At 46.1% G+C, this 12,976-nt stretch carries 14 protein-coding genes; 13 read left to right on the top strand and 1 reads right to left on the bottom strand.

What is annotated here, in order from left to right; genetic code table 11:
* Window positions 1-19: 19 nt before the first annotated feature.
* The 13 genes from C1A47_RS01805 (at window position 20) to madM (ending at window position 11,848) form a co-directional block, all read left to right on the top strand.
* On the top strand, window positions 20-739 hold the full coding sequence (locus C1A47_RS01805; RefSeq protein WP_111891817.1) for a protein glxC: 720 nt from the start codon (window positions 20-22) through the stop codon (window positions 737-739).
* A 27-nt stretch (window positions 740-766) separates the two neighbouring features.
* Complete coding sequence (locus C1A47_RS01800) at window positions 767-2,101, top strand: FMN-binding glutamate synthase family protein (RefSeq protein ID WP_111891815.1); 1,335 nt, start codon at window positions 767-769, stop codon at window positions 2,099-2,101.
* A gap of 115 nt (window positions 2,102-2,216) precedes the next feature.
* Complete coding sequence (locus tag C1A47_RS01795) at window positions 2,217-2,633, top strand: hypothetical protein (RefSeq protein ID WP_111891813.1); 417 nt, start codon at window positions 2,217-2,219, stop codon at window positions 2,631-2,633.
* Window positions 2,630-4,264 carry a SulP family inorganic anion transporter gene (locus C1A47_RS01790; RefSeq protein ID WP_111891811.1) on the top strand — a complete coding sequence of 545 codons (1,635 nt, stop codon included), beginning with the start codon at window positions 2,630-2,632 and terminating at the stop codon, window positions 4,262-4,264. The genes C1A47_RS01795 and C1A47_RS01790 overlap by 4 nt, the downstream gene beginning before the upstream one ends.
* 217 nt (window positions 4,265-4,481) lie before the next feature.
* Window positions 4,482-6,161: a malonate decarboxylase subunit alpha gene (gene mdcA, locus C1A47_RS01785; protein WP_111892185.1), complete on the top strand. Its 1,680-nt coding sequence runs from the start codon at window positions 4,482-4,484 to the stop codon at window positions 6,159-6,161.
* Window positions 6,162-7,028, top strand: coding sequence for a triphosphoribosyl-dephospho-CoA synthase (locus tag C1A47_RS01780; protein WP_111891809.1), 867 nt, complete (start codon window positions 6,162-6,164; stop codon window positions 7,026-7,028).
* Between the two features lie 18 nt (window positions 7,029-7,046).
* Window positions 7,047-7,346 carry a malonate decarboxylase subunit delta gene (locus C1A47_RS01775; RefSeq protein ID WP_111891807.1) on the top strand — a complete coding sequence of 100 codons (300 nt, stop codon included), beginning with the start codon at window positions 7,047-7,049 and terminating at the stop codon, window positions 7,344-7,346.
* A complete protein-coding gene (locus C1A47_RS01770) occupies window positions 7,339-8,187 on the top strand; it encodes a biotin-independent malonate decarboxylase subunit beta (protein WP_111891805.1) in 849 nt (282 codons plus the stop codon). The genes C1A47_RS01775 and C1A47_RS01770 overlap by 8 nt, the downstream gene beginning before the upstream one ends.
* The gene (gene mdcE, locus C1A47_RS01765; RefSeq protein ID WP_111891803.1) at window positions 8,184-9,032 is read left to right on the top strand and encodes a biotin-independent malonate decarboxylase subunit gamma; all 849 of its coding nucleotides are present in this window, start codon (window positions 8,184-8,186) and stop codon (window positions 9,030-9,032) included. Before C1A47_RS01770 ends, mdcE begins: the two co-directional genes overlap by 4 nt.
* The gene (locus tag C1A47_RS01760; protein WP_111891801.1) at window positions 9,029-9,649 is read left to right on the top strand and encodes a malonate decarboxylase holo-ACP synthase; all 621 of its coding nucleotides are present in this window, start codon (window positions 9,029-9,031) and stop codon (window positions 9,647-9,649) included. The genes mdcE and C1A47_RS01760 overlap by 4 nt, the downstream gene beginning before the upstream one ends.
* Window positions 9,646-10,575, top strand: a complete 930-nt coding sequence (mdcH, locus tag C1A47_RS01755) for a malonate decarboxylase subunit epsilon (RefSeq protein WP_111891799.1) — start codon at window positions 9,646-9,648, stop codon at window positions 10,573-10,575. Before C1A47_RS01760 ends, mdcH begins: the two co-directional genes overlap by 4 nt.
* 56 nt (window positions 10,576-10,631) lie before the next feature.
* Complete coding sequence (madL, locus tag C1A47_RS01750) at window positions 10,632-11,036, top strand: malonate transporter subunit MadL (RefSeq protein WP_111891797.1); 405 nt, start codon at window positions 10,632-10,634, stop codon at window positions 11,034-11,036.
* Window positions 11,037-11,086: 50 nt separating this feature from the next.
* On the top strand, window positions 11,087-11,848 hold the full coding sequence (gene madM / locus C1A47_RS01745) for a malonate transporter subunit MadM (protein ID WP_111891795.1): 762 nt from the start codon (window positions 11,087-11,089) through the stop codon (window positions 11,846-11,848).
* 47 nt (window positions 11,849-11,895) lie between these two features.
* On the opposite strand, the gene C1A47_RS01740 is transcribed toward madM, so the two are convergent.
* Window positions 11,896-12,807 (bottom strand): LysR family transcriptional regulator, encoded by a 912-nt coding sequence (locus tag C1A47_RS01740; protein ID WP_111891793.1) that lies wholly within the window; start codon window positions 12,805-12,807, stop codon window positions 11,896-11,898.
* Window positions 12,808-12,976: the final 169 nt, after the last annotated feature.

The following is a 12,976-nucleotide window of genomic DNA, read 5'->3' as shown; positions in this document are numbered from 1 at the left end:
GATTAGAGGAATAAAGACGATGAATAGCACAGTATTGGCAGACAAAATCGAATTAAAAGACACTTATGATTTGAGCGTGGACAGCATTCGCGAACTCAATCAGGCATTACATACCCCTGAATTGGTCGCAGCCATTCCTGCATGGACGGTACAGAACCCAGCAGGTCAACACAATATTGCAGTAGGCATGAAAGCTCCTGTACAAGTGACCATTGACGGGCATGCAGGTTATTACTGCGCAGGAATGAACCAAGAAGCCGATGTGATTGTGAACGGAAACGTCGGTGTTGGTGTTGCTGAAAACATGATGTCAGGTTCAGTTCGCATTAAAGGCAATGCTTCACAAGCAGCAGGTGCAACAGCACACGGTGGTTTGTTGGTGATTGATGGAGATGCAGGCGCGCGCTGTGGTATCTCGATGAAAGGCGTGGACATTGTGGTGGGTGGCAGCATTGGACATATGAGCTGCTTTATGGGACAAGCAGGACGCTTGGTGGTCTGTGGTGACGCAGGCGATGCATTGGGTGATTCACTGTATGAAGTCCGCATTTATGTCAAAGGCACAGTGAAATCTTTGGGTTCAGACTGTATTGAAAAAGAAATGCGCCCAGAACATATTGCTGAGTTATCCGAGTTGTTGGAACAGGCTGGATTTGATGAAGATCCAACCACCTTCAAACGCTATGGTTCATCACGCCAACTGTACAACTTCAAAGTCGACAACGCATCTGCTTACTAAACCAAACGTGGCTCGGAGATATTTACGATGACTCAATCTACTACTCAATTTGAACCAGTATTACGCGAATCTGCTACGTTTGACCGTTTAACGATTCAGGAAATTCAACGCGCTGCCGCTACAGGAATTTATGACATCCGCGGTGGTGGTACCAAACGCAAATTGCCACATTTCGATGACTTGTTATTGCTTGGTGCAAGTATGTCGCGTTACCCACTTGAGGGTTATCGTGAAAAATGCGGAACCGATGTGGTACTTGGCACACGCTTTGCCAAAAAACCGATTCACCTGAAAGTGCCAGTCACCATTGCGGGAATGAGCTTTGGTGCATTGTCTGCCAATGCCAAAGAAGCTTTGGGACGTGGTGCAACCATGGTCGGCACATCAACAACAACGGGTGATGGTGGTATGACCCCTGAGGAACGTGGCCATTCGCAAACTTTGGTGTATCAATACCTGCCTTCACGTTATGGCATGAACCCAGATGACTTGCGTAAAGCCGATGCGATTGAAATTGTCCTTGGTCAAGGTGCAAAACCAGGCGGTGGTGGTATGCTTTTGGGTATGAAAGTGACTGAACGTGTGGCAGGCATGCGTACACTTCCAGTGGGTGTCGATCAACGCAGTGCGTGTCGTCACCCAGACTGGACAGGCCCAGATGATCTGGCGATTAAAATTGCAGAAATCCGTGAAATCACAGATTGGGAAAAACCAATTTATGTGAAAATCGGGGCAAGCCGTCCATATTACGATGTCAAACTGGCAGTCAAAGCAGGAGCAGATGTGATCGTACTCGATGGTATGCAAGGCGGTACGGCTGCAACTCAAGAAGTGTTTATTGAACATGTCGGTATTCCAATTTTACCTGCAATCCCACAAGCGGTTCAGGCATTACAAGAAATGGGAATGCATCGTAAAGTTCAGTTGATCGTGTCAGGCGGGATTCGTACAGGTGCAGACGTGGCAAAAGCCATGGCATTGGGTGCAGATGCAGTCGCAATTGGTACAGCAGCCTTGATTGCGCTGGGTGACAACCATCCACGCTTAAACGATGAATTGAAAAAAATCGGTTCAGCATCAGGTTATTACGATGACTGGCAAAATGGTCAAGACCCTGCGGGGATCACCACACAAAACCCTGAGTTAGCTAAAAATCTTGACCCGATTGAAGGTGGTCGCCACTTGGCAAACTACTTACGCGTGTTGGTGCTTGAAGCACAAACCATGGCACGTGCTTGTGGTAAATCACACTTGCACAACCTTGACCCTGAAGACTTGGTGGCGCTCACTGTTGAAGCAGCAGCAATGGCACGCGTACCACTGGCAGGGACCAACTGGGTACCCGGTCAAGTTCAGTTCTAATTGATTTAAATCCCCCATTAAAGCGAGCCATGTGCTCGCTTTTTTGATGCGTACAAGCCATACAGGATTTGTTATGCTGTTACAAGATTGATCTTAATAAGAAAGAGCTTGAACTATGGATACTACAAATAAAAAACTAAAACATACAATTGCATGGCTCGACCGACCAGAAATTCATGATTATCCTGCGGCCAGTGCTTATTTGAGTTTATTGCTTGATTCTACGATTGTAGAAAAACTGGTGAAGGCTTTGCAAACAGGTGATGTGCTTGGCTTTAAAGCTAAAGATATTTTTCGTGCAGCACAGCTTCCATTACTTGATGAGCATAATTTTCACGTGGCACGTGATCTCGACAAAATTGAACAGAATAAATCGCTTTCACCCTTATTGTTGGTTCGTGATGTTGGACGACGTCATCTGATTATTGCAGATGGTTATCATCGTCTGTGCGCCGTGTATTTACACGATGAAGATGCCCTGATTCCTTGCCAGATTACCTCACTTACTTCACAAGATTTGGCTAGCCTATGACATCCGCAAAAAAATCCTCAATTTTCGATGTGGTTGCAGGCTTGTCAATCGCAGGGTTGTTATTGCCTGAAGCCGTAGCTTATTCCAATATCGCAGGCTTGTCTCCGCAAAGCGGTCTAGTGGCTTTGGTCATTGGTCTAGTTGTATATGGGCTGATTGGGCGTAGCCGATTTGCGATTGTATCCTCGACCTCGTCGGCTGCCGCAGTCCTTAGTTCAGGCTTGGCCGCGATTGTGGTGTTGTCCTCACCAGAACGTGCCAGTCTGGCTTATGCACTGGTATTTTTATCGGGTGTTTTATTGGCTGTTGCGGGCTTATTTAAACTGGGTGAAGTCACACAATTTATTGCCAAACCAGTACTCAAAGGCTTTTCTTTTGGTTTGGCACTGAGCATTGTGGTGAAACAGTTGCCCTCCATATTGCAAGTGCAGCCTGCACATAGCGATTTTTTTCGTGAGTTGTGGGAGCTTTTCAAAGCATATACGGACTGGAACTGGTATGCCTTGGGGATGGGGATTTCAACGCTACTGGTGCTACAGTTTACAAAGCGTTATAAAACGATTCCTGTTGCATTGTTGTTGATTGTGGTCGGCATCGGTTTAAATGTTTTGGGATATACCGATGAGTGGGGAATTCATGCGGTTGGGCATTTTGAATTTGTTTTACCGAGTGCCAGTTTACCCAACCTGAGTATGAATAGCTGGATGCAACTGGTTGAAATTGCACTGGCGGTAGCATTGATCGTTTACGCTGAGTCTTATACCTCAATTCGTACTTTTGCTTTGAAATATAACGACCCGAGCGAACCCAATCGTGATCTGATTGCTTTGGGTGTTGGAAATATGATATCGGGATTGCTCAAAGGTATGCCGATGGGTGCAGGCTACTCAGGAACCTCAGCCAATGAAGCCGCTGGCGCAACAAGTAAAAAATCGGCGTGGATTGCAGCGCTGGCGGTTATCCTGTTTTTAGTTGGCTTTCGTCAATATATCTCCAATATTCCTGAGCCAATTCTGGCCAGTATTGTGATTTATGCAGTGAGTGGACATATCCGTTTTGCGCCATTTAAACAGTATTTTATTTGGCATAAAGATCGGCTGTTGTCGATTGTTGCCATTTGGGCAGTCATCATTTTTGGCGTACTCAATGGGCTGGTGATCGCCATTATTGTCAGTATTTTGATTATGCTCAAAAGTTATGCTGTACCACGCATTGCTTGGTTAGGACGTCTCAATGGTGGGCACGATTTTGTTGATATGGATCGTTTTCCTGAAGCGATTGAACCCGTTGGAATTTTAATTGCCCGACCAGATCACCCCATGTTTTTTGCTAACGCTGAAAAAATCTGTAATGCGATTATGCAAAAGCTCTCCGAACAAAATTATGAACACCTGATTTTGAATATGGAAGAATGTCCGAGTCTTGACAGTACCAGTATTGAAGAGCTGTTGCAGCTCGCTACCCATTTGCATGACAAGCAGATTGATTTGCATCTAGCGCGGGTGCGGCGCTCGGTGGCGCAGACCTTGTTGTATGTCAACAGTCCTTTATTTCCTCAATCGACTTACACGGCTCAAAGTGTCGATGACGCTGTACAGGAGTATGAACGGAGAGCTTCATCTGCGACCTGATGTTACTTTATAGACTTTTTTCATGAGCCGTTTTATTTCTCTTGCGCAGCATTGCAATATATTTCAATTTGCTCAGGGAGAAAAATAAAGAGGGTGTAAGCAATCATGAAATAAATCTATTAACTTGAGGTTAATGTTCTGCATTTCGAGTTTATTGATCAAAAATCCTGAACAGGGTTTTATAGATGAAAACATGAACTGCGGAACAGGACATCACATGGAAGGCTCGGTACAGCATAAAGATCGAATTTGGAATAAACGCCGTTATGCCAAGCAGATTAAATTGGACTTGGCACGCAAATTTGCCGATGGTGTGGTGATTCCAACACAAAATATTGTTCAGGCACTTGAAACCCTGATTACTCCAGGCGATCGGGTTGTCCTCGAAGGCAACAACCAAAAACAAGCCGACTTTCTTTCACGTTCATTGGCACAAACCAGCCCAGATATTTTGCATGATTTGCATATGATTATGCCGAGTGTTGGGCGTCCAGAACATCTCGATTTATTCGAAAAAGGCATTGCCCGTAAACTGGATTTTTCATTTGCAGGTACACAAAGCCTACGCATTAGCCAGTTACTTGAAGATGGCTTGCTGGAAATCGGGGCGATTCATACCTACATCGAACTGTATTCACGTTTATTGGTCGACTTGATTCCGAATGTGGTGTTGTCGGCTGGCTTTATGGCAGACCGTCACGGCAACATTTATACAGGCGCAAGTACCGAAGATTCTCCAGCGTTGATTGAACCTGCGGCATTTAGCGATGGCATTGTGATTGTACAGGTCAACAAACTGGTCGATGACGTGACCGATCTACCGCGCGTTGATATTCCTGCATCTTGGGTCGATTTTGTGGTGGTGGCAGATCGTCCATTTTACATTGAGCCATTGTTTACCCGTGACCCGAAACACATCAAACCTGTTCATATCCTCATGGCAATGATGGCGATTCGCGGGATCTATGAAAAGCATCAGGTGCAGTCGCTGAATCACGGCATTGGTTTTAATACCGCAGCGATTGAGCTGATCTTGCCGACTTATGGTGAATCACTTGGGCTAAAAGGCAAGATTTGCCGTAATTGGACACTCAATCCACATCCGACCCTCATTCCTGCGATTGAATCGGGCTGGGTGGAAAGCGTGCACTGCTTCGGAACTGAACTGGGCATGGAAAAATATGTGGCAGCGCGTCCCGATGTGTTCTTTACAGGGCGTGATGGTTCGCTGCGTTCCAACCGTATGATGTGCCAGTTGGCAGGACAATATGCTGTTGATCTGTTTATTGGTGCAACTTTACAGGTCGATGGACAAGGACATTCTTCAACGGTGACTAAAGGTCGTTTGGCAGGTTTTGGTGGTGCACCGAATATGGGACATGACCCGCGTGGTCGTCGACATGGTACGCCTGCATGGCTGGATATGCGTCCTCAAGGCTTAAATGACACCGATACCTACTTGGCACGCGGCAAAAAACTGGTGGTGCAAATGGTGGAAACTTTCCAAGAAGGTGGCAAGCCGACCTTTGTGGATCAACTTGATGCCGTCGATGTTGCGAAAAAATCAGGCATGCCACTTGCGCCAATCATGATTTATGGCGATGACGTGACGCATTTACTGACTGAAGAAGGCATTGCCTACTTATATAAAGCCGACAGTCAGCAACAACGTGAAGAAATGATCGCGGCAGTGGCAGGGGTCACCGATATTGGTTTACGTCACGATCCGAAAAATACCGAACGTTTACGTCAAGCAGGTTTGGTGGCATTCCCTGAAGATTTAGGCATTCGCCGTACCGATGCAACCCGTGAGTTGCTTGCTGCAAAAAATATTGCCGATTTGGTGACATGGTCAGATGGTTTATACGAACCGCCTGCAAAATTCCGGAGTTGGTAAATGAATGCATTTTTTCAACCCAAACCGCAGCGTTGCCTTGCAGATACACTAGCCGATTTTGCAGTACAGGCGCTACTTGATGAAGTACGTCTGTCTCCAAAACCTGCATTGGTTGACGCACGCAGTTCAGGCGCACATCAAGATTTAAGCTTAAGTTTGATGGAACAGTCAGCAGAAAGTTTAAGAGAAATGTTTATTGCCATGAGTGTGGCAGCAACATGGCATGGTGAAGTTTCACAGGCATTACGCGAACAGATTGGACAGCTTGGACGTGAAGGCGAACAACGCATGTTGGCGGTGACTGGTGGCGTCAATACCCACCGTGGCGCAATCTGGGCACTCGGTTTACTGGTGACGGCAGCAACATTATCGCCACAAGGGACATCCGCAGAAGACATCTGTTTTTGTGCAGGGCAAATCGCACAAATTGAAGATCGGGCTATGAGCGTGCAATCAACGCTCAGTCATGGGCAAATGGTGTTGCAGAAACATGGCAAGCAAGGGGCAAAACAACAGGCCCAGCAAGGTTTCCCTGCAATTCGTCATTATGCTTTGCCGCAGCTTCGTCAAACCCGACAGCATTCAATGCGTGAGGAATTTGCCCGCCTAGATGCATTGCTCGCATTGATGCAACATTTGGATGATACCTGCGTGCTGCATCGGGCAGGTCTAAACGGTTTAAACCGTATGCAGCAAGGTGCAGGCAAAGTGTTGGCTTTGGGTGGTTATACCAGTCTGGCGGCGCGTCGTGAACTGCATTTGCTGGAAATTGATTTATTGCGGTTGAATGCATCACCAGGTGGTGCAGCGGATTTATTGGCAGCGACGATATTTGTCGATCGGGTAGAGCATGAACACGGCGAATAACCCATAAGGATAAAGAACATGGAAATATTGAATTTTGAATTTGCTGCCCAAGCTGTTGCCAAACAACGTGCGTTGGTGGGTTGTGTCGGTTCGGGTGATTTGGAAATTTTGGTCGAGCCTAAAGAAGGTGAGACATTAAACATTCAGGTCACCACATCAGTCGATGGCAGCCAAGTGCGCTGGAAAAATCTGTTTGAACGCGTGTTTGCGATGCAGCAATTGCCTGCGGTCAACATTGAAATTAATGATTTTGGTGCAACCCCAGGCGTGGTGCGCTTACGTTTAGAGCAAGCTTTGGAGGAAGTGCAACATGACTGATATTCAGGACTTATTACAGCGTAGCAGCTTTATTGAACTTTCAGCGCGTCAGCGTGCACAAAGCCTGCTCGATGTGCGTTACCGTGAATTGGTTGACCCATTCGACCGTATGACATCGCCGTGGTTGCCTAAGCAAAATATTGTGCCGCAAGCCGATGATGGCGTGGTGGTGATTAAAGGCACCATGCAACAACAACCTGTGGTGGTGATTGCCATTGAAGGTGCATTTCAGGGCGGAAGTCTTGGTGAGGTAGGCGGCGCAAAAATCGCTGGTGCTTTAGAACTGGCGATTGAAGATAACCGTAAAGGCATTCCTACCGCAGCCGTATTATTACTCGAAACGGGTGGTGTACGTTTACAGGAAGCCAATTTAGGCTTGGCAGCGATTGCAGAAATTCATTCAGCGATTGTGGAATTACGTCAGTATCAACCTGTGATTGGCATTGTCGCAGGCAGCGTGGGTTGTTTTGGTGGTATGTCGATTGCTGCAAGTTTATGTAGCTATCTGATTCTGACTCAGGAAGGACGTTTGGGACTTAATGGCCCGCAAGTGATTGAGCAGGAAGCAGGTGTTCAAGAATACGATGCTAAAGATCGTCCATTTATCTGGAGTATTACAGGGGGTGCACAACGCTTTGCATCAGGTTTGGTCGATGCCTTTGTTGAAGATGATGTGGAACAGATTCATCAGCAAGTCCAGCAGTTTTTAAGTGCAGGTTGCCCAGCTCAGCCGCGTAGTTCGCGTTATGCATGGTTCTTGGAAAAAATGGCACAGGTCGATACCTCTGAACAGATCAGCCCAAGTACAGTGCAGCAGTTATATCAAGGAGAGTCCGCATGAATATGGATGTGAATGCAACGCGTGTCGCCACTCGCGGTCTGAACTGGTTCAATGCGTTGACAGCAGAATCAAGTTTTAAAATCGTTCCTGATTTTCCTGCATCGTTACGGGTTGCCGATGGTGAACTCAATGGTTATCCCGTCCGTGTGATTGCGGTGGTGGCAGATGCCAACAATCAGTTTCCACGTGCACAACAAGGCGAAGTGGGTCTACTTGAAGGTTGGTCACTGGCAAAAGCTGTGGATCAAGTCATTCAAGCCGATGCAGCTCAGTCACAAAAACGTGCCATCTTGTGTGTGGTCGATGTGCCGAGTCAGGCTTATGGCCGCCGTGAGGAAGTTTTAGGAATTCATCAGGCTTTGGGTGCTGCCGCAGATCGTTACATTACTGCACGTTTGGCTGGGCATCCTGTGATTAGTCTGTTGGTCGGTAAAGCCATGTCAGGTGCATTTTTGGCACATGGTTATCAGGCCAATCGTTTAATTGCTTTGGATGATGAAGGCGTGATGGTACATGCGATGGGCAAAGAGTCTGCTGCACGTGTGACGTTGCGAAGTGTCGAAGAATTGGAGCAACTGGCATCGAAAGTTGCGCCTATGGCCTATGACATTCACAACTATCAAAGCTTGGGCTTACTGGCTGAGATTTTAAAGGTTCAGAATATTGTGCAACCACAAGCGGAAGATGTGCAGTTGATTCAGCAGCATGTGTCAGCCGCATTGCAAGATATTCTGCACAGCCAAGATCGGAGTTTATCTTCACGCTTTCACGGTGAAAACCGTCAGGCATCGCAAAAAGTGCGTGCCTTACTGCGTGAACAATGGTCACGTGAGCAATCTGCATGATGAGCGCACCACAAGCCCACGACCTGCTTTGGGGAATGCCACTGAGCGCACTTCCAGAGCAAGCACCTGATTGGGCATGGCAGGCAATTGCTACGGGGCAACCTGTGGTGGTACGCCGTGCTGTGACCCATGAAGATCAGGTGGCCGTGGGAATTCGTGGTGCACAGCGTCAGCAACGCTTGGGCTGTGTTATGCCAAAAGTTGCAATTCAGCGCATAGTGAAACCTGAACAGTTGATTGTGGTTGATGCTGAACAATTTCCAGTGATTGCAGAAAAAGTTCAGCCAATTGCTCAAGTGTTACAGGCAACAGATTGGACATGGGGCATTACAGGCAGTACAGGTTTTGAGTTGGCAACAGGTCTGAAAGTGACCCATGCCAACAGTGATTTGGATGTGTTGATTCGTATGCCACATGCGCTGTCTAAAGCAGATGCAAAAGCCTTATGGGATGCCTTGCAACAGGTATCGGTACGTATGGATGTGCAATTGCAAACCCCATATGGTGGTGTGGCATTGGCAGACTGGGCAAATGCTCGACATCAGGTACTCTTGAAACGTGCACAAGGTGCGGTTTTGGTGGATAACCCTTGGATGGTGCAGGAGGTTGCTGCATGAGTACATTGTGGGTATATCCAGGTCAGGGCGTACAAAAGCCGAACATGCTGCACGACTTGCCACAAAGTGACGTGACGCAGCGTTATTTAGACCGAGCTTCACACGCTTTAGGGCAGGATGTTCTTAGTCTGGATACGTCAGAAGCCTTGCAATCGACCCGAGCTGTACAACTGTGTTTGCTGATTGCTGGTGTAGTGAGTTCACAGCAACTGTTGCAGAAACAGCTTAAACCTGATTATGTGGCAGGGTTGTCAATTGGAGCATGGGCAGCGGCAGTGATTGCAGATGTATTGAGTTTCGAAGATGCCGTCAGACTGGTCGCGTTGCGTGGTGAGCTGATGCAAACTGCGTACCCGACAGGTTATGGCATGACTGCCATCATCGGTGCGAGTCGGACACAGGTTGAACATTGGGTCAACCAAGTTCAACAGCAGTCAGGGCAAGTTTATGTGGCGAATATCAATGCTGCAAACCAGATTGTGATTTCGGGTGCAGATGCAGCTATGCAAGATGTGGTGAGTTTGGCAGAGCAGCAAGGTGTTTTAGCAAAACGTTTACAGGTCAGTGTGCCATCACATTGTGAATTATTGGAACAGCAAGCGCAAACCTTGGCGCAAGCGATGCAAGAGGTTGAGTTTAAAACAGCAAAGATCCGATATTTAAGCAGTAGTACCGCAAGGTTAATGATGAGTGCTACACAGATTCGCCAAGATTTGGCAGGCAATATGGCCTGTATTGTGGAGTGGGAAAGCACAGTACAAGCGGCTTGGGAGCGGGGTGTTCGGTTACAACTGGAATTATTACCTGGCACGGTACTCACAGGGCTTGCCCGCCGTATATTTAAAGAAGGCTCAGTCATGGCGTTTCAAGGAACGCGCCTCGACAATATTATGATTGCAATGCAACAGCAGTACGAAGGTGTTTAACTTCACTTTCTCTACTGTAAAAATAGATGAATTTCCAAGGATATGAGGAAACTACAATGATTATATATGGAACTGCAATACTCGCGATTTGCCATTTACTTGGTGACTATCTCGGCAATATGCTCGGCATGGCACTTGGTGTCAAAGCCAATGTCGGCGGTGTTGCGATTGCGATGATTTTGCTGATTTTGTCAAAAGAGTTGTTAGCCAAAAGAGGCTACTTACCACAAGTGACTCAATTTGGTGTGTTGTACTGGTCGGGTATGTATATTCCGATTGTGGTTGCCATGTCGGCAGGACAAAACGTAGTTGCAGCACTATCTGGTGGTATGTTGGGACTCATCGTTTCTCTCGCATCTTTGGTTGGTACTGTACTCGTGATTCGATACTTGAACCGTGTCAGTGGCGACTATGAAACTTATGAATGGACAGCCGCTGAAATCGGTGAAAAAACAGCATAACGCCTTTAGGAATATGGCAATCATCTCAACATGACAGGGAATAAAAAATTATGGAAGCTTTAGTCGCCGTTCTTACAAAAAATGCATTGGTTACTGCATTGGCCATCACAGGGTTAATGATGTTTGTGTCCCATGTGCTGTCCAAATATCTGACCAAAGGGAAGTTACAAAGTTCAGCGATTGCAATTATGCTCGGTTTGGTCGTGGCATACTTTGCAGGGGTTTATACGCATGGTACTAAGGGTGTTTCAGACATCACCATTTTCTCAGGATTTGCTTTACTTGGTGGAGCTATGATTCGTGACCTTGCGATTGCTTCAACCGCTTTTGAGGTTGATGTCAAAGAAGTGAAAAAGGCTGGGAAAATTGGCATGATTGCCTTAATGCTTGGCTGTGTTGTGCCCTTTGTGATTGGTGTGATGACTGCTTGGGTGATGGGATATCGTGACCCGATTGCCATGACGACTATTGGTGCGGGTGCAATGACGTATATCGTTGGCCCAATTACAGGTTCAGCAATTGGTGCGAGCTCAGATGTGATTGCACTCTCGATTGCGATTGGTTTGATCAAGTCTGTATTCTTTATGGTTGGGACACCACTACTTGCGAAATTCATGTATCTCAAAAGCCCGCGTTCAGCCATGATTTTTGGTGGTTTGGCAGGAACAACGAGTGGTACAGCCGCAGGTTTGGCAGGAACAGATGTGCGTTTAGTGCCTTACGGTGCCTTGGTTGCAACGTTCTATACAGGTTTAGGCTGTTTGCTTGCACCTTCAGTATTCTTTCTTACCGTAAATGCGATCTTTGGTTAAGTGAAATTTGGGCAATTTAATGACCGATTAGATTGCCCAAAAAATGACTAAAAATTCTTGGCAAACATCCGACATTCTGCAATCAGAGCTAACAGATTTGGATCCCGCTCTTTACTTTTTAAAAACACCAACCCAATGTGCTGCTGAATATGAAAATCGGCTTGTAATGGAATCAGTTTGACCGAACTTTCATAAACAGCCGAAATTCGACCAGGTAATAACGCAAAACCCACGCCAGAACTCACCATACTAATCAAAGTAAAGATGTCACTGACTTGCAGGGCAACTTTCGGTTCAAAACCTGCTTTTTGAAAGACCACTTCGCTATCACTGTGGGTTGCAAAACCCTTATTTAAAGTAATGAATGTTTCTTCTTTGAGTAAGCTCAAATCAATTTCAGCAAGCTCTGCATATTTTGAATCTTTAGGCACAGCCAAAAAAATATCATCCTGAAACATTGGAAGGACTTCAAAATCGTTACTCGCGGTTGTTTCATTGAGCGCCACAATAATCGCATCAATTTCAGTTTGCTTGAGTTTAGTCACCAAATCCTGATTGGAACTGAGTAAAAGCTGAATATCGAGCTCGCTACGTCGTAGTTTTAAACCGCTAATCAGTGACGGAATGGTTTTGACTGTTAAAGAATACAAAGAGCCTAAACGTAAAACTTTTGCTGCAAAACCTGCCGCTTCACGGGTTTTCTCCACGCTCAAGACCAAGTCGGCCACAATTTTTTTAGCATGTTCTTCAAACACATAAGCGCTTTTTAATGGAATGAGGTTGCGACCTTCATTTTTAAAGAGTGGGCAGCGTAGGGCACTTTCTAGTGAATGCAGGGCTTTATGAATACTGACATTGCTGACCAGCATTTCATCGGCTGTTTTAGATAAGTTGCCATAACGCATAAAGGCAAGGAAAATCTGGATTTTCTTTAAAGTGATTTCATCATCAATCTGCATAATAGAACATCCATATTCTTAAAAATTGGCTCAGCACGTGCTCAGCCAATCATATAACAAATTCAATAACTTCTTTCATAAGTCCTTTTTATTTCTCTTGCGCTGCATTGAAAACTATTTCAATTTGCTCAGGGAGAAAAATAAAGAGGGTGTCGATAGTGATGAAAGA

The organism is Acinetobacter sp. MB5, assembly GCF_003261585.1.
Lineage (GTDB): Bacteria > Pseudomonadota > Gammaproteobacteria > Pseudomonadales > Moraxellaceae > Acinetobacter.
The sequence above is the reverse complement of the archived record's forward strand: the minus strand, read 5'-3'. Positions and strand labels throughout refer to the sequence as shown.